Origin of the sequence: Streptomyces sp. NBC_00038, from assembly GCF_026343635.1 — a bacterium.
In the GTDB taxonomy this organism is placed as follows: domain Bacteria; phylum Actinomycetota; class Actinomycetes; order Streptomycetales; family Streptomycetaceae; genus Streptomyces.
In genome coordinates this window covers 2,455,639-2,477,193 of the sequence record NZ_JAPELQ010000001.1, presented here as the reverse complement: position 1 = coordinate 2,477,193, position 21,555 = coordinate 2,455,639, and the positions used below count along the sequence as shown (strand labels likewise).

20 protein-coding genes are annotated in these 21,555 nt (G+C 70.0%); 12 read left to right on the top strand and 8 right to left on the bottom strand.

Annotated elements, in window-relative coordinates:
- The first annotated feature begins 322 nt into the window (after window positions 1–322).
- The 3 genes from OG219_RS11455 (at window position 323) to moaA (ending at window position 3,432) form a co-directional block, all read left to right on the top strand.
- On the top strand, window positions 323–679 hold the full coding sequence (locus tag OG219_RS11455) for a DUF485 domain-containing protein (RefSeq protein WP_266466317.1): 357 nt from the start codon (window positions 323–325) through the stop codon (window positions 677–679).
- Window positions 676–2,295 (top strand): cation acetate symporter, encoded by a 1,620-nt coding sequence (locus OG219_RS11450; protein WP_266825515.1) that lies wholly within the window; start codon window positions 676–678, stop codon window positions 2,293–2,295. The genes OG219_RS11455 and OG219_RS11450 overlap by 4 nt, the downstream gene beginning before the upstream one ends.
- A 147-nt stretch (window positions 2,296–2,442) precedes the next feature.
- Window positions 2,443–3,432 carry a GTP 3',8-cyclase MoaA gene (gene moaA, locus OG219_RS11445; RefSeq protein ID WP_266825513.1) on the top strand — a complete coding sequence of 330 codons (990 nt, stop codon included), beginning with the start codon at window positions 2,443–2,445 and terminating at the stop codon, window positions 3,430–3,432.
- On the opposite strand, the gene OG219_RS11440 is transcribed toward moaA, so the two are convergent.
- Together OG219_RS11440 and OG219_RS11435 are read right to left on the bottom strand one after the other, a co-directional pair.
- On the bottom strand, window positions 3,429–3,677 hold the full coding sequence (locus OG219_RS11440) for a hypothetical protein (protein WP_266825511.1): 249 nt from the start codon (window positions 3,675–3,677) through the stop codon (window positions 3,429–3,431). The two genes, moaA and OG219_RS11440, sit on opposite strands and share 4 nt — an antisense overlap.
- 267 nt (window positions 3,678–3,944) lie before the next feature.
- Window positions 3,945–4,331 carry a DUF3099 domain-containing protein gene (locus tag OG219_RS11435; RefSeq protein ID WP_266836063.1) on the bottom strand — a complete coding sequence of 129 codons (387 nt, stop codon included), beginning with the start codon at window positions 4,329–4,331 and terminating at the stop codon, window positions 3,945–3,947.
- Between the two features lie 245 nt (window positions 4,332–4,576).
- Between OG219_RS11435 and OG219_RS11430 the strand changes: the two genes are divergently transcribed.
- On the top strand, window positions 4,577–4,852 hold the full coding sequence (locus OG219_RS11430) for a GlsB/YeaQ/YmgE family stress response membrane protein (protein WP_266825509.1): 276 nt from the start codon (window positions 4,577–4,579) through the stop codon (window positions 4,850–4,852).
- Between the two features lie 69 nt (window positions 4,853–4,921).
- On the opposite strand, the gene tyrS is transcribed toward OG219_RS11430, so the two are convergent.
- The 3 genes from tyrS to OG219_RS11415 are packed head-to-tail and all read right to left on the bottom strand — an operon-like array spanning window position 4,922 to window position 9,155.
- Complete coding sequence (gene tyrS / locus OG219_RS11425) at window positions 4,922–6,190, bottom strand: tyrosine--tRNA ligase (RefSeq protein WP_266825507.1); 1,269 nt, start codon at window positions 6,188–6,190, stop codon at window positions 4,922–4,924.
- Between the two features lie 44 nt (window positions 6,191–6,234).
- On the bottom strand, window positions 6,235–7,635 hold the full coding sequence (locus OG219_RS11420; RefSeq protein ID WP_266825505.1) for a metallopeptidase TldD-related protein: 1,401 nt from the start codon (window positions 7,633–7,635) through the stop codon (window positions 6,235–6,237).
- Window positions 7,632–9,155 carry a TldD/PmbA family protein gene (locus tag OG219_RS11415; protein WP_266825503.1) on the bottom strand — a complete coding sequence of 508 codons (1,524 nt, stop codon included), beginning with the start codon at window positions 9,153–9,155 and terminating at the stop codon, window positions 7,632–7,634. Before OG219_RS11415 ends, OG219_RS11420 begins: the two co-directional genes overlap by 4 nt.
- A 310-nt stretch (window positions 9,156–9,465) precedes the next feature.
- Between OG219_RS11415 and fabG the strand changes: the two genes are divergently transcribed.
- From fabG to OG219_RS11400, 3 genes are all read left to right on the top strand, one after another.
- Entirely contained in the window at window positions 9,466–10,185 is a 720-nt protein-coding gene (fabG, locus tag OG219_RS11410) for a 3-oxoacyl-[acyl-carrier-protein] reductase (protein WP_266825501.1), read from the top strand.
- Window positions 10,186–10,190: 5 nt separating this feature from the next.
- Window positions 10,191–10,958 (top strand): enoyl-ACP reductase FabI, encoded by a 768-nt coding sequence (gene fabI / locus OG219_RS11405; protein WP_266825499.1) that lies wholly within the window; start codon window positions 10,191–10,193, stop codon window positions 10,956–10,958.
- A 190-nt stretch (window positions 10,959–11,148) separates the two neighbouring features.
- Window positions 11,149–11,493: a hypothetical protein gene (locus tag OG219_RS11400; RefSeq protein WP_266825497.1), complete on the top strand. Its 345-nt coding sequence runs from the start codon at window positions 11,149–11,151 to the stop codon at window positions 11,491–11,493.
- Here OG219_RS11400 and OG219_RS11395 read toward each other — a convergent pair.
- Window positions 11,477–12,184, bottom strand: coding sequence for a FadR/GntR family transcriptional regulator (locus OG219_RS11395; protein WP_266825495.1), 708 nt, complete (start codon window positions 12,182–12,184; stop codon window positions 11,477–11,479). The genes OG219_RS11400 and OG219_RS11395 overlap by 17 nt on opposite strands.
- Before the next feature lie 88 nt (window positions 12,185–12,272).
- Here OG219_RS11395 and OG219_RS11390 point away from each other — a divergent pair, with 88 nt between their 5' ends.
- The 4 genes from OG219_RS11390 to OG219_RS11375 all read left to right on the top strand — a co-directional run bounded on the left by OG219_RS11390 (window position 12,273) and on the right by OG219_RS11375 (window position 15,509).
- Window positions 12,273–13,730: an MFS transporter gene (locus OG219_RS11390; protein ID WP_266825493.1), complete on the top strand. Its 1,458-nt coding sequence runs from the start codon at window positions 12,273–12,275 to the stop codon at window positions 13,728–13,730.
- 114 nt (window positions 13,731–13,844) lie between these two features.
- Window positions 13,845–13,961: an SGM_5486 family transporter-associated protein gene (locus tag OG219_RS11385; RefSeq protein WP_266825491.1), complete on the top strand. Its 117-nt coding sequence runs from the start codon at window positions 13,845–13,847 to the stop codon at window positions 13,959–13,961.
- 206 nt (window positions 13,962–14,167) lie between these two features.
- Window positions 14,168–14,383 carry a hypothetical protein gene (locus OG219_RS11380; protein WP_266825489.1) on the top strand — a complete coding sequence of 72 codons (216 nt, stop codon included), beginning with the start codon at window positions 14,168–14,170 and terminating at the stop codon, window positions 14,381–14,383.
- A gap of 607 nt (window positions 14,384–14,990) precedes the next feature.
- Entirely contained in the window at window positions 14,991–15,509 is a 519-nt protein-coding gene (locus OG219_RS11375; protein ID WP_266825487.1) for a histidine phosphatase family protein, read from the top strand.
- Window positions 15,510–15,614: 105 nt separating this feature from the next.
- Here OG219_RS11375 and serB read toward each other — a convergent pair whose 3' ends face one another.
- Both serB and OG219_RS11365 read right to left on the bottom strand, forming a co-directional pair.
- Window positions 15,615–16,826 carry a phosphoserine phosphatase SerB gene (gene serB / locus OG219_RS11370; protein WP_266825485.1) on the bottom strand — a complete coding sequence of 404 codons (1,212 nt, stop codon included), beginning with the start codon at window positions 16,824–16,826 and terminating at the stop codon, window positions 15,615–15,617.
- Between the two features lie 160 nt (window positions 16,827–16,986).
- Window positions 16,987–18,753 carry a streptophobe family protein gene (locus tag OG219_RS11365; RefSeq protein ID WP_266825483.1) on the bottom strand — a complete coding sequence of 589 codons (1,767 nt, stop codon included), beginning with the start codon at window positions 18,751–18,753 and terminating at the stop codon, window positions 16,987–16,989.
- A gap of 240 nt (window positions 18,754–18,993) precedes the next feature.
- Here OG219_RS11365 and OG219_RS11360 point away from each other — a divergent pair, with 240 nt between their 5' ends.
- Complete coding sequence (locus OG219_RS11360) at window positions 18,994–21,486, top strand: FHA domain-containing protein (RefSeq protein WP_266825481.1); 2,493 nt, start codon at window positions 18,994–18,996, stop codon at window positions 21,484–21,486.
- Window positions 21,487–21,555: the final 69 nt, after the last annotated feature.

Here is a 21,555-nt window from a genome sequence, read left to right as displayed (position 1 = left end):
GGTACATGACGGAGTGGTGCAGGCCGAAGCTACCTCCCGCCCGACCTGGCCAGCAATGACTTCCGAGAACGACTTCCGAAAGAAACGATGCGAGTTGAACCGGTCCATGCGTGGCGCCGTGACGTTGAGCAGGGAGCACCAGCACGATCGTGCCCCCTGTTGGATCACGCCCGTGGACACCTGACATCGCCGTCCGGACCACGTGGTCCGCGTAAACGTGAGGTCAGAAACAGCCATGTCCGTGCCCAGCCCGTCCCCGTCCGCGAGCTCCGACTCGCCCCCGTCCACCGTCGTCACCGCACCCGCAACGCGAGGAGACTCCGTGGCTACCGACGCACCGCCCCCCTCGAAGACAGAACCCCACGCACCCTCCACCCAGGAGTTCATCGAGGTGCAGGAGAGCGCCGAGTTCGGTGAACTGCGCCGCTCCCACCGCTCCTTCGCCTTCCCGCTGACCATCGGCTTCATCGCCTGGTACCTGCTGTACGTCCTGCTCTCGAACTACGCGGGCGACTTCATGGGCACCAAGCTCTTCGGCAACATCAATGTCGCCCTGGTGCTCGGTCTCGCCCAGTTCCTCACCACGTTCCTCATCGCCTGGTGGTACTCGCGGCACGCCGCCGCGAACCTCGACCCCAAGGGCGAAGCCATCAAGTCCCGGATGGAGGGCGGCGAATGAGCCCCCAGTTCGTTCTCGCGGCCGGTGAAGCCAGCGAGCACCGGCCGCTGATCATCTCCCTGTTCGCGGTGTTCGTCGTGGCGACGCTCGTCATCACCGTCTGGGCGGGCCGCCAGACCAAGGACGCGGCCGACTTCTACGCCGGCGGGCGCCAGTTCAGCGCCTTCCAGAACGGGCTCGCCGTCTCCGGCGACTACATGTCCGCCGCGTCCTTCCTCGGCATCGCGGGCGCCATCGCCCTCTTCGGGTACGACGGCTTCCTGTACTCCATCGGCTTCCTGGTCGCCTGGCTGGTGGCGCTGCTCCTGGTCGCCGAACCGCTGCGGAACTCCGGCAAGTACACGATGGGCGACGTGCTCGCGTACCGGATGCGCCAGCGCCCGGTCCGTACGGCGGCAGGCACCTCCACGATCGTCGTCTCGATCTTCTATCTGCTGGCCCAGATGGCGGGCGCGGGCGTCCTGGTCTCGCTGCTCCTCGGCATCACCAGCGACGCGGGCAAGGTCGGCATCGTCGCGCTCGTCGGCCTGCTGATGATCGTGTACGTGACGATCGGCGGCATGAAGGGCACCACCTGGGTGCAGATGGTCAAGGCCGTCCTGCTCATCGGCGGCACCCTGCTCATCACCTTCCTGGTGCTGCTCAAGTTCAACTTCAACATCTCCGACCTGCTCGGCTCGGCGGCCAGCAACAGCGGCAAGGGCTCGGCCTTCCTGGAGCCCGGCCTGAAGTACGGCCTCACGACCACGTCGAAGATCGACTTCATCTCGCTGGGCATCGCGCTGGTGCTGGGTACGGCCGGTCTGCCGCACATCCTGATCCGCTTCTACACGGTCCCGAACGCCAAGGCCGCGCGGAAGTCCGTGAACTGGGCGATCGGCATCATCGGCGGCTTCTACCTGATGACCATCGCGCTCGGCTTCGGCGCCGCCGCCCTCATCTCGCAGGACGAGATCATCGCCTCCAACAAGGCGGGCAACACGGCGGCCCCGCTGCTCGCGCTGCACCTCGGCGGCGTCGATTCGGCCTGGGGCGCGATCCTGCTCGCCACCATCTCGGCGGTCGCCTTCGCCACGATCCTCGCGGTCGTCGCCGGTCTGACCCTGGCCTCGTCCTCCTCCTTCGCGCACGACATCTACGCGAACGTGATCAAGAAGGGCACGGCCACCGAGAAGGAAGAGGTCAGGGCGGCCCGCTACGCGACCGTCGCCATCGGCGTCGTCTCCATCGGGCTCGGCGCCCTCGCCCGCGACCTGAACGTCGCCGGCCTGGTCGCACTCGCCTTCGCGGTCGCCGCCTCCGCCAACCTGCCGACGATCCTCTACAGCCTCTTCTGGAAGAAGTTCACCACCCAGGGCGCACTGTGGTCGATCTACGGCGGTCTCACCACGGCGGTCGGCCTGGTGCTGTTCTCACCGGTGGTCTCGGGCAAGGCCACGTCGATGTTCCCGGACGTCGACTTCCACTGGTTCCCGCTGGAGAACCCGGGCATCATCTCGATCCCGGTCGGCTTCCTGCTGGGCTGGCTCGGCACCCTCCTCTCGAAGGAGGAGCCGGACACCGGCAAGTACGCCGAGCTGGAGGTTCGCTCCCTCACCGGTACCGGAGCGCACTGATCACTCCATGGTGACGGCCGCGTCGTAGATCTCTACGACGCGGCCGCGCCGTGTCTCGTGGGATCGGGCCTCTCACGATGTCAGTCCTGTCACGTAGGCTCGCTGGTGTCTGACAGAAATGAACCGCATCGAGGGGAGGGGGCCCACGTGCTCATCGACACCTACGGCCGGGTGGCCACCGACCTGCGCGTCTCGCTGACCGACAAGTGCAACCTGCGTTGCACGTACTGCATGCCTGAAGAGGGCCTGCAGTGGCTTGCCAAGTCCGAGCTGCTCACGGACGACGAGATCGTCCGCCTCATCGGCATAGCCGTCACCACCCTCGGCATCACCGAGGTCCGCTTCACCGGCGGCGAGCCCCTGCTGCGCCCCGGCCTCGTCGGCATCGTCGAGCGGGTCGCCGCCCTGGAACCCCGCCCCCAGATGTCCCTGACGACCAACGGCATCGGCCTCAAGCGCACGGCCGCGGCCCTGAAGGCGGCGGGCCTGGACCGGGTGAACGTCTCGCTGGACACCCTGCGCCCCGACGCCTTCAAGACCCTCACCCGCCGTGACCGCCACAAGGACGTCATCGACGGCCTCGAAGCCGCCCGCGACGCCGGCCTGACCCCGGTCAAGGTCAACACGGTCCTGATGCCGGGCCTCAATGAGAACGAGGCCCCGGACCTGCTGGCCTGGGCCGTCGAGCACGACTACGAGCTGCGCTTCATCGAGCAGATGCCCCTGGACGCCCAGCACGGCTGGAAGCGCGAGGGCATGGTCACCGCCGGTGACATCCTCGCCTCGCTGCGCACCCGCTTCGAACTCACCGAGGAGGGCACCGCCGAGCGCGGCTCCGCCCCCGCCGAGCGCTGGCTCGTCGACGGCGGCCCGCACCGCGTCGGCGTGATCGCCTCGGTCACCCGCCCGTTCTGCTCGGCCTGCGACCGTACGCGTCTCACGGCCGACGGCCAGGTCCGCACCTGCCTGTTCGCCCGCGAGGAGACCGACCTGCGCGCCGCCCTGCGCTCGGACGCCCCCGACGAGGAGATCGCCCGCATATGGCGGCTCGCGATGTGGGGCAAGAAGGCGGGATCCGGCCTGGACGACCCGACGTTCCTCCAGCCGGAGCGGCCGATGTCGGCGATCGGCGGCTAGCGGGCTTCGTCCGAGTCCGACTCCCACTCCGCCAAGGGCACCACGTCCTTGAGGAACCCGCGTACACCAAGGAACTTGGAGAGGTGCTCGCGGTGGTCCTCGCACGCGAGCCACGTCTTGCGGCGCTCCGGAGTGTGCAGCTTCGGGTTGTTCCACGCGAGCACCCACTCCGCGTCGGCGCGGCAGGCCTTGGCCGAGCACTGGGGAGTGGAGGGGGAGTCATCGGGGAAGAACGGGAAGGTCACGCCCCCACCCTAGACGGCGCCGGGGCGGCTCCGGAAACAGCTCCGTAATGGCGACGCCGAGCAGCCACGGGGGGAGCTGCCCGGCGTCGGTCCGTCGCTCCGACGGGGGATGCGGAGCGCGTACGAAGTATGTCACGGGGGACCCGGTGCCTGGCACCGGAACAACATGATTGATCTGAGCTTTTCTTGAGCTTGGTGCCTGCTTGGATTCCGTTTCCGGCGGATCCTCCATGGTCGGCCCGGGGGCGGCGGAGGGCCGGGTGGGGGTCAGCTCGGGTCGTGCGGTTCGGCCCGCAGCCGCGTCCCGGGGTCGGCCGCGACATCCTCGGGCACGGAGTCCGCGAAGCCCTCCTGCCTCGGTGGCGCGATCATCGGACGGGTGGGTGCGGCGACGAACGTCGACGGCAGTGACGGCGCGTTCTCGCGGCCCGCGTTGGCGATCACCACGGAGATGTACGGCAGGAGTATGCCCAGTACGAGGGCAACAAAAGCGACATGGCGCTCGACGTTCCAGAGGGTGGCGGCGAGGATCACGGCGACCGTGCGGACGGACATCGAGATGACATAGCGGCGCTGCCTGCCCCGTACGTCCTCGTCGAGCCCCTGCCTGGCCCCGGTGATCCGGAAGACCTGGCTGTCGCTCCGCTTCCGCAGCACGTTCCACCACCCGCCTGTGTCGGACTCTCCACGGCCCGTGCCCGGTCCGGACCCGGTCAGGGAAGCAGGCCCGAACACGCTCCACGTTACGCCGTGGCTGCGTCGTCTTCGAGACCGGGGCCTGTTCCGACGGGCCGGACTTGCTGCGTCGTACCGCGTATGGCTCCGCCCGACATGCGCCGTATGGCGGACAGGCCGAAACTGGGCGTACTGCTCACGTAGAGCCGTACTAGGAGGCAGACATGGGCTGGTTGTGGGCGATCATCGTCGGGTTTGTGCTGGGCCTGCTGGCCAAGGCCATTCTTCCGGGCAAGCAGCACAGCCCTCTCTGGCTGACCACCGTTTTCGGCATCATCGGCGCCATCGTCGGCAACGCGATCGCCCGCGGCATCGGGATCGACGAGACGAGCGGCATCGACTGGGGCCGGCACGGGCTGCAGCTGGCGGCCGCGGTCGTCATCGTCTTCCTCGGAGACATGGCCTACATGGCAGTACGGGGCAACAAGCAGAAAGCCTGACCTCGCGTACGTACGGCGAAGGGGCGAACCCGTCACGGGCCCGCCCCTTCGCCGTACGTACGCGAGACCTCAGCCTCCCGTGACCTCCACCGCCGCCAGGTTCTTCTTGCCGCGGCGCAGTACCAGCCAGCGCCCGTGCAGCAGGTCCTCCTTGGCGGGGACCGCGTCCTCGGCGGGGACCTTCGCGTTGTTCACGTACGCGCCGCCCTCCTTGACCGTGCGGCGCGCGGCCGACTTGCTGGCCACCAGGCCGACCTCCGCGAAGAGGTCCACCACCGGAGCGAGCTCGGCGACCTGGACGTGCGGCACCTCGGAGAGGGCCGCGGCCAGCGTCTTCTCGTCGAGCTCGGACAGCTCGCCCTGACCGAAGAGGGCCCTGGACGCGGCGATCACAGCGGCCGTCTGGTCGGCGCCGTGCACCAGCGTCGTCAGTTCCTCGGCGAGCGCGCGCTGTGCGGCGCGGGCCTGGGGGCGCTCCTCGGTCTGCTTCTCCAGCTCCTCGATCTCTTCGTGGGACCTGAAGCTGAAGATGCGCAGGAACTTGGAGACGTCCCGGTCGTCCGCGTTCAGCCAGAACTGGTAGAACGCGTACGGCGTGGTCATCTCGGCGTCCAGCCAGATCGTGCCGGACTCCGTCTTGCCGAACTTGGTGCCGTCCGCCTTGGTGATCAGCGGGGTGCCCAGCGCGTGCACCACGGCCTCCGGATCGACCCGGTGGATCAGGTCGGTGCCCGAGGTGAGGTTGCCCCACTGGTCGCTGCCGCCGGTCTGCAGCGTGCAGCCGTGCCTGCGGTACAGCTCCAGGAAGTCCATGCCCTGCAGGATCTGGTAGCTGAACTCGGTGTAGCTGATGCCCGCGTCGGAGTTGAGCCGCCGGGAGACGGCCTCCTTCGCGATCATCTTGTTGACCCGGAAGTGCTTGCCCACGTCACGCAGGAACTCGATGGCCGACAGGCCCTGGGTCCAGTCCAGGTTGTTGACCATCACCGCGGCGTTCGGACCCTCGAAGTCCAGCAGCGGTGCGATCTGCGCGCGCAGCCGCCCCACCCACTCGGCGACGACCTCGGGGGAGTTCAGCGTGCGCTCGGAGTTCGGCTTCGGGTCACCGATCAGGCCGGTGGCGCCGCCGACCAGGCCCAGCGGGCGATTGCCCGCCTGCTGGATCCGGCGCATCGTGAGGATCTGCACGAGGTTGCCGAGATGCAGGCTGGGCGCGGTCGGGTCGAAGCCGCAATAGAACGTGACGGGACCGTCCGCGAACGCCTTGCGCAATGCGTCCTCGTCAGTGGAGAGGGCGATCAGCCCCCGCCACTGCAGTTCGTCGACGATGTCCGTCACGGTTCTCGTATCTCCTTGGAAGGTCCGGTCGAGCTCGTACGAGGTTATACGCCCTGACTGACAGAGCTCATATTGAAGTCCGGGATGCGCAGCGCGGGCATCGCAGCCCGAGTGAACCAATCGCTCCACTCGCGCGGCAGAGTCTTCTCGGTCCGCCCCGCCTCCGTCGCCCGCCCCAGCAGGTCCACCGGCGACTCGTTGAACCGGAAGTTGTTGACCTCACCGACGACCTGGCCGTTCTCGACGAGGTAGACGCCGTCCCGGGTCAGCCCGGTCAGCAGCAGGGTCGCCGGGTCGACCTCGCGGATGTACCAGAGGCAGGTCAGCAGCAGACCGCGCTCGGTAGCGGCGACCATCTCCTCCAGGGAGCGGTCCGCGCCGCCGTCCAGGATCAGGTTGCCGATCGACGGCGCCACCGGGAGCTTGGTCAGGCCCGCGCTGTGCCGGGTGGTGGACAGGTGCTTCAGCTCGCCGCTGCTGATCCACTCGGTGGCTTCGAGGGGCAGTCCGTTGTCGAAGACCGACGCGTCGTCGCCGGAGGAGTGCGCGAGGACGAAGGGGGCGCACTCCAGGCCGGGCTCGTTCGGGTCGCTGCGCAGAGTCAGCGGCAGCTCGGTGAGCTTCTCGCCGACGCGGGTGCCGCCACCGGGCTTGCTGAACACCGTCCGGCCTTCTGCCGCGTCCCGGGCCGCCGCCGACCACAGCTGGTAGATCAGCAGGTCCGCGACGGCGGTCGGCGGCAGCAGCGTCTCGTAGCGCCCCGCCGGCAGGTCGATGCGCCGCTCGGCCCAGCCGAGCCGTACGGCCAGCTCGGCGTCCAGCGCGGCCGGATCGACGTCCTTGAAGTCCCGTGTCGAGCGCCCCGCCCACGCCGAACGCGTACGGTCCGGCGACTTGGCGTTGAGCTCCAGCGTCCCCTTGGGCTGGTCGTGCCGCAGGCGCAGCCCCGTCGACGTACCGAGGTAGCTGGTCACGAGCTCGTGGTTGGCGAACCCGTACAGCTCGCGGCCGCCCGCACGCGCGCGTGCGAAGGATTCGCCGAGCGCCGGCGCGAAGTCGGCGAAGACGGCGGACGAAGTCTCGGCCGGCGCGTCCGTGAAGTCGGGTGACTCCGGCACGCCGTTGACCAGCGGCTGGGCGTCCTCGGCGGGACCGGCGCCGCGCGCGGCGGCCTCGGCGGCCCGCACCAGCGGCTCCAGCTCGTCGGCGGTCACGGCGGAGCGGGAGACAACCCCGGACGCGGTGCCCTCGCGGCCGTCGACGGTGGCGATGACGGTGAGCGTGCGCCCGCGCGTGACGCCGTTCGTGGTCAGCGCGTTGCCCGCCCAGCGCAGGTTCGCGGTCGACTCCTCGTCGGCGATCACCACGCAGCCGTCGGCGCGGGAGAGTTCGAGGGCGCGCTCGACAACCTCGTGCGGCTTGTTCGTACGAGACGTCGTGCTCATCGACCGGCCTCCTGCGTGGTGTTGAGAATGTTGACGCCCTTGAAGAGGGCCGACGGGCAGCCGTGCGAGACCGCCGCGACCTGACCCGGCTGGGCCTTGCCGCAGTTGAAGGCGCCGCCCAGGACGTACGTCCCCGGGCCGCCCACCGCGGCCATCGAGCCCCAGAAGTCGGTGGTCGTCGCCTGGTACGCGACATCGCGCAGCTGGCCCGTGATCCGACCGTTCTCGATCTTGAAGAACCGCTGCCCGGTGAACTGGAAGTTGTAGCGCTGCATGTCGATGCTCCAGGACCGGTCACCGACGACGTAGACGCCCCGGTCCACGCTCCCGATCAGATCCTCGGTCGACAGCCCCGCGGGATCCGGCTGGAGCGACACGTTCGCCATGCGCTGCACGGGCACATGGCCGGGGGAGTCGGCGTACGCGCACCCGTTGGAGCGCTCGAACCCGGTGAGCTTCGCGATGCGCCGGTCGAGCTGATAGCCGACGAGGGTTCCGTCCTTCACCAGATCCCAGGACTGCCCGGCCACGCCCTCGTCGTCGTACCCGATGGTCGCGAGCCCGTGCTCGGCGGTCCGGTCACCGGTGACGTTCATCAGCTCGGAGCCGTACCTCAGCTTGCCCAGCTGGTCGAAGGTGGCGAAGGAGGTCCCGGCGTACGCCGCTTCGTAGCCGAGCGCCCGGTCCAGCTCGGTGGCGTGCCCGATGGACTCGTGGATGGTCAGCCACAGGTTGGACGGGTCGACGACGAGGTCGTACACCCCCGCCTCCACGCTCGGCGCGCGCATCTTCTCGGCGAGCAGCTCCGGAATCCGCTCGAGCTCGGACTCCCAGTCCCAGCCGGTGCCCGTCAGGTACTCCCAGCCGCGTCCGACCGGCGGCGCGATGGTCCGCATCGAGTCGAACTCGCCGCTGGACTCGTCGACGGCGACGGCGTTGAGCTGCGGGTGCAGCCGTACGCGCTGCTGTGTGGTCACGGTCCCGGCGGTGTCCGCGTAGAACTTGTTCTCGTGCACGGTCAGCAGCGAGGCGTCGACATGGCTGACGCCGTCGGCCGCGAGCAGCCGCGAGCTCCACTCCGCGAGCAGCCCGGCCTTCTCCTCGGCCGGTACGGAGAAGGGGTCGATGTCGTACGCGGAGATCCACGTCTTCTCGGCGTGCACCGGCTCGCCCGCCAGCTCGACGCGCTCGTCGGACCCGGCCGCCTTGATCACCTGGGCCGACAGCTTCGCCATCGCCACGGCCTGCGACGCGACCTTCGCGGCCGCGTCCATCGTCAGGTCCACCCCCGACGCGAACCCCCAGGTCCCGCCGTGCACCACACGCACCGCATACCCGAGGTCCGTCGTGTCCGAGGACCCGGCGGGCTTGGCGTCCCGCAGCCGCCACGCCGCGCTGCGCACCCGCTCGAACCGGAAGTCGGCGTGATCGGCGCCCAGGGCACGGGCCCGCGCGAGCGCGGCATCGGCCAGGGCGCGCAGCGGTAGTGCCGTGAAGGCTTCGTCGATGGAATGAGGCACGGAGGTCTCCCTGCTGTCGTGGCCTGTCGGTCCGATCATGTCGCGCGGGCGGGCCCGGAGGCCACGCCTTTCCGCTGCCGGCCGCGCCTTTCGGTCGGCCGGTCGCCTCTTTCGGTCTGCGGACCGCGCCTCTCGCCCTGCGGACTATCGCTTTCGGTCGGTCGACCACGGCTTTCTGTAGGAATCCGACAGCGAGTCACCTGAGCCACTGTCGGTGCCCGATTCTTCGCGGGCCGGACCGGACCGATAGGTTTTCGAGTAAGGCGCCTGTCCTGCAGGGGCTCCAGACTGTTATTGAAAGGGTGATCCGTTGAGCCGCTCGGTTCTCGTCACCGGAGGCAACCGGGGCATCGGCCTCGCCATCGCCCGCGCGTTCGCCGAGGGCGGCGACAAGGTCGCGATCACATACCGTTCCGGTGAGCCGCCGACCGCCCTCACCGAGTTGGGCTGCCTCGCCGTCAAGTGCGACATCACCGACACCGAGCAGGTGGAGCAGGCCTACAAGGAGATCGAGGCCGAGCACGGTCCGGTCGAGGTGCTGATCGCCAACGCGGGCGTCACCAAGGACCAGCTCCTGATGCGCATGTCCGAGGAGGACTTCACGTCCGTCCTCGACACCAACCTCACGGGCACCTTCCGCGTCGTGAAGCGCGCCAACCGCGGCATGCTGCGCGCCAAGAAGGGCCGTGTCGTCCTGATCTCGTCGGTCGTCGGCCTGATGGGCGGCCCCGGCCAGTCGAACTACGCCGCCTCCAAGGCCGCCCTGGTCGGGTTCGCGCGCTCGCTCGCCCGTGAACTGGGCTCGCGCAACATCACCTTCAACGTCGTCGCGCCCGGCTTCGTCGACACCGACATGACCAAGGCGCTCAGCGACGACCAGCGTGAGGCCATCATCAAGCAGGTGCCGCTGGGCCGTTACGCGCAGCCCGAGGAGGTGGCCGCGACGGTGCGGTTCCTGGCCTCGGACGACGCCTCGTACATCACTGGAGCCGTCATTCCCGTAGACGGCGGATTGGGCATGGGTCACTGATCACCATGAGCGGAATTCTCGAGGGCAAGCGCGTCCTGATCAGCGGTGTGCTGATGGAGTCCTCCATCGCCTTCCACGCCGCCAAGCTGGCCCAGGAGCAGGGCGCCGAGATCATCCTGACCGCGTTCCCGCGGCCCACGCTGACCGAGCGGATCGCCAAGAAGCTCCCCAAGCCCACCAAGGTCATCGAGCTCGACGTCAGCAACGACGAGCACCTCGCCCGCCTGGCCGACCTGGTCGGCGAGGAGCTGGGCGGCCTCGACGGCGTCGTGCACTCCATCGGCTTCGCCCCGCAGGACGCACTCGGCGGCAACTTCCTCAACACCCCGTTCGAGTCGGTCGCCACCGCCATGCACATCTCCGCCTTCTCCCTGAAGTCGCTGACCATGGCCTGCCTGCCGTTGATGCAGAACGGCGGCTCCGTCGTCGGCCTCACCTTCGACGCGCAGTACGCCTGGCCGCAGTACGACTGGATGGGCCCGGCGAAGGCCGCCCTGGAGGCCACCAGCCGCTACATGGCGCGTGACCTGGGCAAGCAGAACATCCGCTGCAACCTCATCTCCGCGGGCCCCATCGGCTCCATGGCCGCCAAGTCCATCCCGGGCTTCAGCGACCTGGCCGCCGTGTGGGACAGCCGCTCCCCGCTGGAGTGGGACCTCAAGGACCCGGAGCCGGCCGGCCGCGGCATCGTCGCCCTGCTGAGCGACTGGTTCCCGAAGACCACGGGCGAGATCATCCACGTGGACGGCGGTCTGCACGCCATCGGTGCGTGACTTCCCGTAGATTCGCGCACTTTCTCCTACGAGGCCGAATTTCTCGTACGAGGCCGACGCCCCGTCTCCCGCAGCGCGCGGGGAGCGGGGCGTCACCCGTTAGGCCTATTTGACGGGCATCCGGGACGGCGTACCACGCACGCTGGAAGGACGCACCGCCCCGCAGCCGTACGGCCGAGGAGGTCCCCTTGTGCGCCTTTCCCGCCATTTCGCTCCGCTGTTCGCCGCTGTCGCTCTCGTGACGGCTCTGCCGTCCGACGCCGTGCCGCACACGCGCGTGGGGTCCGAGAATCCGGCCGTGCCACAGCCGTTCGGCGCCGAGTGCCGCACCACGGTCACCGGCTCGCAAGCCGTCGCGTACTGCCACAACCCCTACGTGGACACCGATCGCGTACGCCTGCACATCGAGTGCGACCGCTGGTGGGACATCGACAGCGACGGCGCCCCCGTCGGCGCGGGGCCGGCCGAGACCGTACGACTGACCGGCCGGTGCTGGAAGGAGATCCGGTCGGTCTGGGTCAGCCACCAGAAGTGACGTCCGGCTCCTTCGGGTCGAGCCGTCCCGGGCGGCACAGGAAGGGATAGCCCCCGGCCTCCCTGGCGGCCGTTTCCGCGTCGCCCTCGCGGATCGCGTCCACGAGCCTGGCGTGGTCCATGTACGTCTCCGGCGTCAGCTCCTCGCCGACGTCCTCGCGCAGCCAGTCGCGCAGCACTTCGCCCAGGTCCGCGTACATCGCCGACATGACGTCGTTGTGGGACGCGGCCACCACCGCCAGATGGAAGGTCGCGTCGGCGGTCACGAAAGCCTCCGCGTCACCCGACTCCCAGGCCTCCTCGCGGCGTACGAGCAGGCTGTCCAGCTGCTTGAGATCGCGCTCGGTGCGCCGCTCGGCGGCCAGCTTCGCGGCGCTCGACTCCAGCGTGGAGCGCAGTTCGGCGATGTGCCGCGGATCGGCGTCGGCAAAGCGGCGGTGCATCACGCCCGCCAGCTCGCTGGTCGCCACCACGTAGGTGCCCGAACCCTGGCGGATGTCGAGCAGACCGTTGTGCGCGAGCGCGCGGACGGCTTCGCGGACCGTGTTGCGGGCGACGCCCAGCTGCTCGACCAGCTCCGGCTCGGTGGGGATGCGGGAGCCCACCGGCCACTCGCCCGAGGTGATCTGGTTCCGCAGCTCGGCGATGACCTGCTCGGACAGCGCCGAACGGCGGGGGTGGCTCAGCGGCATGACGGTCCTTCGTGCGGGGCCGGAGGCTCCGGAGACTAGCGCAAGGGGATTGGACAACCAATCATCCCATGATTCTATGATGGGGGACATGGCAAGCGAGGAGACCCGGACGATGACGTCCACACACATACGCAGCTCCGCAGGTACGGAGACGGAGACCGGGACCGAAACGCCCGCCACGCGCGCGTGGATGACGCGGCTGGTGGTCGTCGGCATCGTCCTCACGGCCGTCAACCTCCGTCCCGCGATCACGAGCCTCGGCGCCCTCCTGGAAGAGGTGCGCGACGGGCTCGGCATGAGCGGCAGCGTCGCCGGGCTGCTCACCTCCGTGCCGCCGCTCTGCTTCGCGGTCTTCGGGGCCATGGCCCCGCGGCTCGCCCGCCGCTTCGGGCCCGGCGCCGTCGTCTGCGCGGGCATGGCCGCTATCGCGGCGGGCCTGGCGATCCGGCCGTACGCCGGGAACACGGCCGGCTTCCTGGCCGCCACCGCGCTCGCGCTCATGGGCATCGCCGTCAGCAACGTCCTGATGCCGGTGATCGTCAAGCGCTGGTTCCCGGAGCGGGTCGGCTCCATGACGGGCCTGTACTCGATGGCCCTCGCGCTCGGCACCGCGTCCGCGGCGGCGGTGACCGTGCCCATGACCGGCGCCCTGGGCGGCAGTTGGCGGTCCGGGCTCGTGGTGTGGGCGGGTCTTGCGGCGGTGGCGGTACTGCCGTGGATACCGCTCGCACGGGTTCGGGGGGCCGGACCGGAGAGGGGTGCCGCCGGTCGGGCGCAGCAGGGTTCCTCCGTGTTCGGTGTTCCTGGCCGGCGGGGGTCTGCCGCATCCGGGGGCTCCGCCCCGCAGAGGCATTCCGCGGGGGCCTCCGTGGGCACCGGCTCCGTCCCGCAGAGGCATTCCGGGGGGTCCTCCGTGCGTACCGGCTCCGTCCCGCACGAGCCCGATGCGCTGCGGATCACCCGGAGCCGTACCGCCTGGGCACTCGCCGTGTTCTTCGGGCTCCAGGCCACCGCGGCGTACATCACGATGGGCTGGATGGCACAGATCTTCCGTGACGCGGGAGTCCCGGCGGGCACCGCGGGCCTGCTCCTCGCCGTCACGATGGTGATGGGCGTGCCGCTGGCCTTCGTCATCCCGCGCCTCGCCACGCGCCTGCCCCACCAGGGGCCGATCGTGGTCGCGCTCGGCCTCTGCGGTCTCGCCGGATACGCGGGCCTCTACCTCGCGCCGGCGGGCGGCGCCTGGGCCTGGGCCCTGCTGCTCGGCGTCTCCAACTGCGCCTTCCCGCTGGCCCTCACGATGGTCGGCATGCGGGCGAGGACCGGCGCGGGCGTGGCCAAGCTCTCGGCCTTCGCGCAGAGCGCGGGCTATCTGCTCTCCATCCCGGGACCGCTCCTCGTGGGCGTGCTCTACCAGCACAGCGGCGGCTGGGGGCTGCCCCTCGCGCTCATGGCCGGGCTGATGGTCCCGCAGATCGCGGTGGGCGTCCTCGCGGGCCGCAACCGCACGGTTGAGGACGAGGCCGCACGCCGATCCCGCGCGTGAGGGTCCGATGTGGCTCGTGTCCGCCCCCTGGTCCTGCCGGCGAGGGTCCGATTCCGCCCGTGAGGTTGCGACCCCACCCGTGAGGGTGCGGGCGAAGGGTGCGAGACTGGGCGTATGCCAGTGCTCGATCCGAACCCCCCGAACGGCCAGAAGAAGATGCTCCTCGTCTTCGGCACGTTCCTCGCCATCACCGTGATCATCGGCATCATCGCGACGATCGCCTCACCCTGACCGCCCCGCCGTCACTGTGCCCGGCGAGGTCCTCGAGACGCACGCTCGGCGGCCATGGTGGGGCTAGCACCACCATCCCCTAGGGGGTGAGTGTCAGGGTCAAGTGGGTGGATCACCGGATGGGTTGAGGGCTCCGGATTCCGTAACTTCGAGTTGTGGCCGCGAGGACGCGGCCCACGGACCACTCGAAGACCCACGGAGGCGGCATGTCGGCCCCTACGCACATCCCGCCCCACCCGGCGACCAAGGTCCGCGTCGACATCCGGCTGCCCTGGTGGGCCCTCGCGCTGCCGACGCTCGCCTTCGTCACCCTGCTGCTCCTGATACTCAATCCGGTGGACGCCCACGCGGCGGGCGGCGCCCCCGCGATCACCGACGTCTTCGAGCACGTCCAGCGGACGGTCCTGCACACGGCACCGTGATCCGGCGCGCAGGCACCATGAGCCGCCAGCCGCCAGCCGCCAGCCGCCAGCCGCCAGCCGCCAGCCGCCAGCCGCCAGCCGCCAGCCGCCAGGCACCGTGGCCGTCCGCGCCACGCACTGTGAGCTGTCCGCGCGACAAACTGCGCTCCGCCGCGCAGCGGGCGCAACCTCGCCCCAGCCGACCGCCGCGCTCCGCGGCGCGCCATGCGCCGTAAGCCGCTCCAAGCCGACCGGCCGCGCGCCATGCGCCGTAAGCCGCTCCAAGCTGACCACCGCGTTCCGCCACGCGCCATGAGCCCTCCGCGCCCAGTGCCGCAATCCGCCGCCCAGCAGGGCCAGGACCTGCCCCGTGCCCGGCACCGTGCTCTGCTCCGCCCCATGCCGCCACCGTGAGTACGTTCGAGCCAAGCGCCCGCTCCCCCGCCCAGCAGGGGCCACACCCCGCCCCGCACCAGGCGCCGTAACCCTCAGGCCAGGACGTTCCCACCGCTCAGCCCGGCGTCCCCAACCGCCCCGTACCCCCGCCCCAGGAGCCCCCATGGCCCCTCCCGGGTGAGCGAGTCAACTCCCTGCGCCCCATGGCGTGTTTCATGCGAAGCTGGGACGCATGAGCGTCGCAGAACCCCGCAGGATTGTCCTCTTCCGGCATGCGAAAGCCGACTGGCCACAGGTGTCCGACCACGAGCGGCCGCTCGCCGACCGGGGCCGCAAGGACGCAGCCGTCGCCGGACGCAAGCTGGCCGACACCGGCATCCCCTTCGATCTGGCCCTCTGCTCCACCGCGGCCCGGACCCGCGAGACCTGGAAGCTCGCCGTCCACGAGCTCGCGCACCGGCCGAAAACGGTCTACGAGGAGCGGCTCTACGAAGCCTCGCCGGGCGAGCTGATCGCCGTACTCAACGAAACCCCCGAAGACGCGCAGGACGTGGTCCTGATCGGCCACAACCCGGCAGTACAGGGCCTCGCCGACATCCTGGCCGGACAGGCCGAGGGCGACGCCCGCACCCGGATGAACGGCCGCGGCTTCCCCGCCGCCGCCTTCGCGGTGCTCTCCTTCGACGGCTCCTGGAAATCCCTGGAGCCCGGAGTGGCCACACTGATCGACTACTGGGCGCCGAGCGAGTAACCCGACCGAACCAAGAGACGGGGGCCCGGCACCACCACGGTGCCGGGCCCCCGTCGCGAGCAGCCTGCACTCAGCAGCTCAGCAGCTCAGCAGTGACTCATCGGCTCAGTGGTCGTCCAGGTGCATGTCCGCCGCCTCGACCTCTTCGCGCGTGACGCCCAGCAGATACAGAACGGTGTCCAGGAACGGGAAGTTCACGGCGGTGTGCGCGGCCTCGCGTACGACCGGCTTGGCGTTGAACGCGACGCCGAGGCCGGCCGCGTTGAGCATGTCGAGGTCATTGGCGCCGTCGCCGATCGCCACCGTCTGGGCGAGCGGCACACCCGCCTCGGCGGCGAACCGGCGCAGCAGCCGCGCCTTCCCCGCGCGGTCCACGATCTCGCCGGTGACCCTTCCCGTCAGCTTCCCGTCGGCGATCTCCAGGGTGTTGGCCTGAGCGAAGTCCAGCCCCAGCCGCTCCTTGAGGTCATCGGTGACCTGCGTGAACCCGCCGGACACGACGCCGACTTGGAAGCCGAGCCGCTTCAGCGTACGGATCAGCGTGCGCGCGCCCGGCGTCAGCCGTACCTCCTCGCGCACCTTGTTCACCACGGAGGCGTCAAGGCCCTTCAGGAGCGCCACGCGCGCGTGCAGCGACTGCTCGAAGTCCAGCTCTCCGCGCATCGCGGCCGCCGTCACCTCGGCGACCTCCTGCTCGCAACCGGCGTGCGCGGCGAAGAGCTCGATCACCTCGTCCTGGATGAGGGTCGAGTCCACATCCATGACGACCAGGCGCTGCGCCCTGCGGTGCAGCCCGGCCGCGACCACCGCGACATCGACGCCGAGCCCCGCGGCCTCGGGGGCCAGGGCGGTGCGCAGCGTCTCGGTCTCGGTACCGGACACGGCGAACTCGACCGCCGTCACGGGGTACTTGGCGAGCCGGAAGATCCGGTCGATGTTGCCGCCGGCCTTCGTGATCCGCGCGGCGATCGCGGCCGTCGACTCCGCCGTCAGCGGATGCCCGAGGACGGTGACGAGCGAGCGCCCGAGCCCGCGCGGCCGGTTGTCACCGTGGCCGGAGATGATCTCCGCCTGCATCTTTATCGACTCCGCCCAGCTGTGGACGGTCGCCCGCAGATCACCTTCGAGCCCGCCGGGCGGCTCGGTCACGAGCGCGCACAGCACCATCCGGCCACGGGTGACGACCTGCTCGATGTCGACCACGTCGACGGAGTAGGCGGCGAGGGTGTCGAAGAGTCCGGCGGTGATTCCCGGCCGGTCCTTGCCGAAGATCTTGACGAGAAGTGTGGGGACATCAGAGGTCTGCGATGCGCTCATGGTGGTATCCACCGTATCGGGCACCCTGTGCCTTCCGCCCCTGAGGTCCGCCCTGCGGACAGGAAACACTGGGTGTCCGCTTCATGGCGTGGGCATGTCCCGGCAGCGACGGCCACCGAGGACGGCAGTCGCGCCACGCACCGGTCGCTCCGGGCGACGCTCAGTCCCGCCGCCGGGCACTCCCCGGTGGCGGCGGCCCCTCCTCGGGCGGGGGCGGCGGCGGAGGAGGCGCGCTCCGCGACCGCGGCCGCCGCTTCGACGGCGCGGGCGGCGGCGTATACGGCCCGATCACCGTCGGCGCGCCGTAGACGTCGGGCGGCCGCGCCCGCTCGGCCCGCCGGCCGCCCTCGGGTTCCCGCAACTCGTCCGGGATCCGCAGATACGGATTGGTGTCGGGGTTCGGCGCCCGGTGCGGTGTACCCGGGCTGTACGGTCCCGGCTGCCGGGGGAGTTCCGCGGCCCCCTGAGCGACCGGAGCCGTCACGTCACCCCGTGCCAGCGGCGCCGCCCGGTGCCCGGCGGCCCCGCTCGCGTACGCCAGCAGCGCCCCCACCGCCCCCGCGCCCGCACCCCACAGGGCGCCGAGCAGCAGCGCCATGCCCAGCTGCCCGTGCAGCTCGATCCCCGCGCCGAACGCGTCGAAGCCGAGCACCGACAGCGAGGCGTCCACGGACACCTCCGTCAGCCACGCCAGCAGCGGCAGTGCCAGCGCCGTCACCACCCCGAGCCGAAGAGCGCAGCGTCCTGCGAAGCCGAGGGCACTCTGACCCCGTACATCTGTGGCCCCCGGCACTCCGGCAACGGCGGCATCCCGTGCCCGTACAAATGGCGTACGCGCGGCGGCCAGTACGCCCGCGAACAACATCATCATCGCGGCCGCGACCCCCAACAGCCAGACCCGTCCGTCCAGTTCGGCGAGACGGCCGAGCGTGACGGGCTGGTCGGAGTTGATGCTGAGCAGCTCGTCCACGGGGTCCGGCAGCAGTTTGGCGAGTTCTCCCGTGGCCTGGCCGTCGATGGGTACGAGGAGGCCGATCGGGATGCCGAGCCACACCCCGTTGGGTGCGCCGAGCAGGGCGGCGCCCGCGATCCGCTTGGGGTTGTCGTCGCTGATCGCCGCGTACCCCGCCGCCGCGAACCCGGCCAGGACCGCCACCAGCAACACCGTGACCAGCGCGGACGCGGCCGGCCTGACCACCCGGTGCACGGCCTCCCAGCCGCGCGGCAGAGGCGTACGCCGAGAGGCCAGCAGTGCGATCACCAGGATCCCGGCCGCCCAGGCCGCGCCGCCGAGCAGCGTCGGCACGGTGTCGACGGTGAACCCCACGGCCGCCTTCGCGTCCACCAGGTCGCCGATCTGGTCGGGCAGCAACCCCCCGATGTCCCCGATGTCACCGAGCCCGCCGGGAAGCTGGTCCGTGATGTCGCCTAGGCCGCCGCCCCCCGTCACCTCGTCGAGCCCGAGCTCGCTCCCGTCGATGGTGATGATGTCGTGGCCGGCCCAGGCGAGCCCGCCCAGCATCGCCACGAAGAGGACGACCACCGAACCCGCGCGCGCGAGGAGTTCGGACGGCGCGATCACAACTCCCGCTCCGCGCAGGGAACGTAAGAAGAACCACGACAGCAGGAGCGCGCCCACGAGGCCCACACCCAGTGGCGTGATCTGTATGGCCGTGGTCGCCTCCGCCCCTTTCAGGCCGAAGGCCGACACATCGCCGGACGGCGTGACCGAACCACCCGCCCCAAGCGCCACAACCGCAGCGGTCATCGGCCCCAGCGAGCCCGCCGCGTCCGCGCCGAGCAGATGCAGGCCGAGCGCGGCAGTGCCCGCCATCCCGATCAACGCCCAGCTCACAGCTGCGACCGCGGACAGCAGTACGTCTCCCCACGGAATCCGCCCGCTGTGCTCAGTGGTCTCGATGCTCATCATCAGCCCCCCGATCCGCGCCGCGGCGAACCACCGCGCATGTCCCCCTCGCGTGGGATTACCACTCTCCGGGCCGGTTTCAACCCCGTCAACGGAAACGGGCAACCCGCCCGTACGCACCCTTCACAAGGCCCGACTTTCGGTCAGGGGGCTCCAACTGAAATAGTTCCCCACGATGTTCGACATCCCTAGACTCCCTGTGATGGGGCAACTTCGGGGGACAACTCAGTGGGGCATGGAGTGCCGGAACTCGTACTGGAATTGAATGGAAGGACCTGGACGCTCGACGCGTCCAGGCCATACACCCTCGGACGTGATCCGCAGGGGGACATCGTGCTCGACGACGCCAGGGTGTCCTGGCGGCACGGCACGATCAGTTGGGACGGCCGTAGCTGGGTCATCGAGGACCACGGCAGCACCAACGGCACGTTCGTGCAGGGGCAGCGGATCCACCAGATGGAGATCGGCCCCGGCTCGGCCGTGCACCTCGGCAACGCGACCGACGGACCGAGCCTGAAACTGTCCGGCGCCGCGGCCGCGGTCGCGCAGCCGCAGCAGCCGTTCGCGGCGCAGGGCGCGAGCCCCGGCTGGGCTCAGCAGCCGCCGCAGCAGCAGGCTCCGGAACAGGGCTGGCAGCGGCCGCAGCAGGCCGCGAACATCCCGCCGCAGCAGGGACCCGGTGGAGGCGCGGGGGCGCCGCCGGTCTACGGCGACCGCAGCCCGACCACGTTCCACCAGTTCTCGCTCGGCCGCGTGATGCGCATCGGCCGTGCCCTGGAGAACGAGCTGGTCGTCTCGGACCTGCAGGTCTCGCGGCACCACGCCGAGTTCCACGCGACGCCCGACGGCCGCTGCGAGATCCGCGACCTCGGCTCGCACAACGGCACGTACGTCAACGGTATGCCGATCGCCAAGGGCGGTTCGGCGCTGCTCGGCCCGAACGACATCGTGGGTGTCGGCCACTCGACGTTCCGCCTCGTCGGCGACAGCCTCGAGGAGTTCGTCGACACCGGTGAGGTCTCCTTCTCGGCCCGCCACCTGACGGTCACCGTCGACGGCGGCAAGCAGATCCTCAAGGACGTCTCCTTCGGCGTACCCGAGAAGTCGCTCGTCGCGGTCATCGGCCCCTCGGGCTCCGGAAAGTCGACGCTCCTGAAGGCGCTCACGGGCTACCGCCCGGCCAACGAAGGTGACGTCCTCTACGACAACCGGAACCTGTACAAGCAGTTCGCCGAGCTGCGCCAGCGCATCGGTCTGGTCCCGCAGGACGACATCCTGCACAAGGAACTGACCGTCAAGAAGGCCCTCAAGTACGCGGCCAAGCTCCGCTTCCCCGCCGACACCACGGCGCAGGAGCGCGACGCCCGTATAGATGAGGTGCTGCGCGAGCTGAAGCTGGACATCCACAAGGAGAAGAAGGTCACCTCCCTCTCCGGTGGCCAGCGCAAGCGTGTCTCCGTGGCCCTGGAGCTGCTCACCAAGCCGTCGCTGATCTTCCTGGACGAGCCGACCTCCGGCCTCGACCCGGGCATGGACCGCGACGTCATGCAGCTGCTGCGCGGCCTCGCCGACGACGGCCGAACCGTCCTCGTCGTCACGCACTCCGTGGCCGAGCTGGCGATCTGCGACAAGCTCCTGGTGATGGCGCCGGGTGGCGCGGTGGCGTACTTCGGTCCGCCCGAGGAGGCCCTCAACTTCTTCGGCTACGAGACCTGGGCCGACGTCTTCTCCTCCTTCGAGAACTACCGCGACTACGACTGGGCGGGCCGCTGGAAGGGTTCGCAGCACTTCCAGATGTACGCCGCGGACATCGACGCCGTCGCCGCGCAGTCGGTGCACATGCCACCGCCGCAGTCGATGCGCCCGCCGAAGCCGCAGGGCTGGCTCTCCCAGCTGTCCACGCTGGTCCGCCGCTATACGTCGGTCATCGTGTCCGACCGGGGCTTCCTCGGCCTGATGGTGATCCTGCCGGCCGTCCTCGGCGTGGTGAGCGTGCTCATCCCCGCGGAGTTCGGGCTCGCCCTCGGCCCGAAGAACGGCAACCCGCCGTTCTCGAACCGCGACGGCAGCACGATCCTGCTGATCCTCGCGGTGGGCGCGTGCTTCGCCGGTGCGGCCAACTCGGTCCGTGAGCTGATCAAGGAACGGGTGATCTACGAACGGGAGCGGGCGACCGGCCTGTCCCGCTCGGCGTACCTGATGTCCAAGGTCATCGTGCTCGGCGTGATCACCATCCTGCAGGGTCTGATCATCGGCGCCATCGGTCTCTTCTCGCGCGGCGACAAGCTGCCCGCGGAGGGCCTGCTGCTGAAGAGCGCGCCGGCCCTCGAACTCACCTTGCCGATCATGGCGCTCGGCTTCACCTCGATGATGTTCGGCCTGATCATCTCCGCGCTCGTGAAGACGGCCGAGAAGACCATGCCCCTGCTGGTGATGTTCGCGATCGTCCAGGTCGTCTTCACCGGCTGCCTCTTCCAGCTCTTCGACAAGGTCGGCGTCGAGCAGCTGGCCTGGCTGATGCCCTCGCGCTGGGCGGTCGCCGCGGCGGGCACGACAGCGGACCTGAACGTCCTGCTGCCGTATCAGCCGGGCAAACCCGGGGACCCGCTGTGGGACCACGAGCTGAGCCAGTGGATCATCGACATGGGTGTGCTGATCGCCATCGGCGTGATCTGCGGCTTCGTGGTCGCGCGGCTGCTGCGCCGCCACGAGCCCGAGGTCATGCGCAAGTAAGCGCGCGGGCACGACTGAAGGGCGGCACCCCAGCAGGGGTGCCGCCCTTCGGCGTACGTGTCAGAGCTC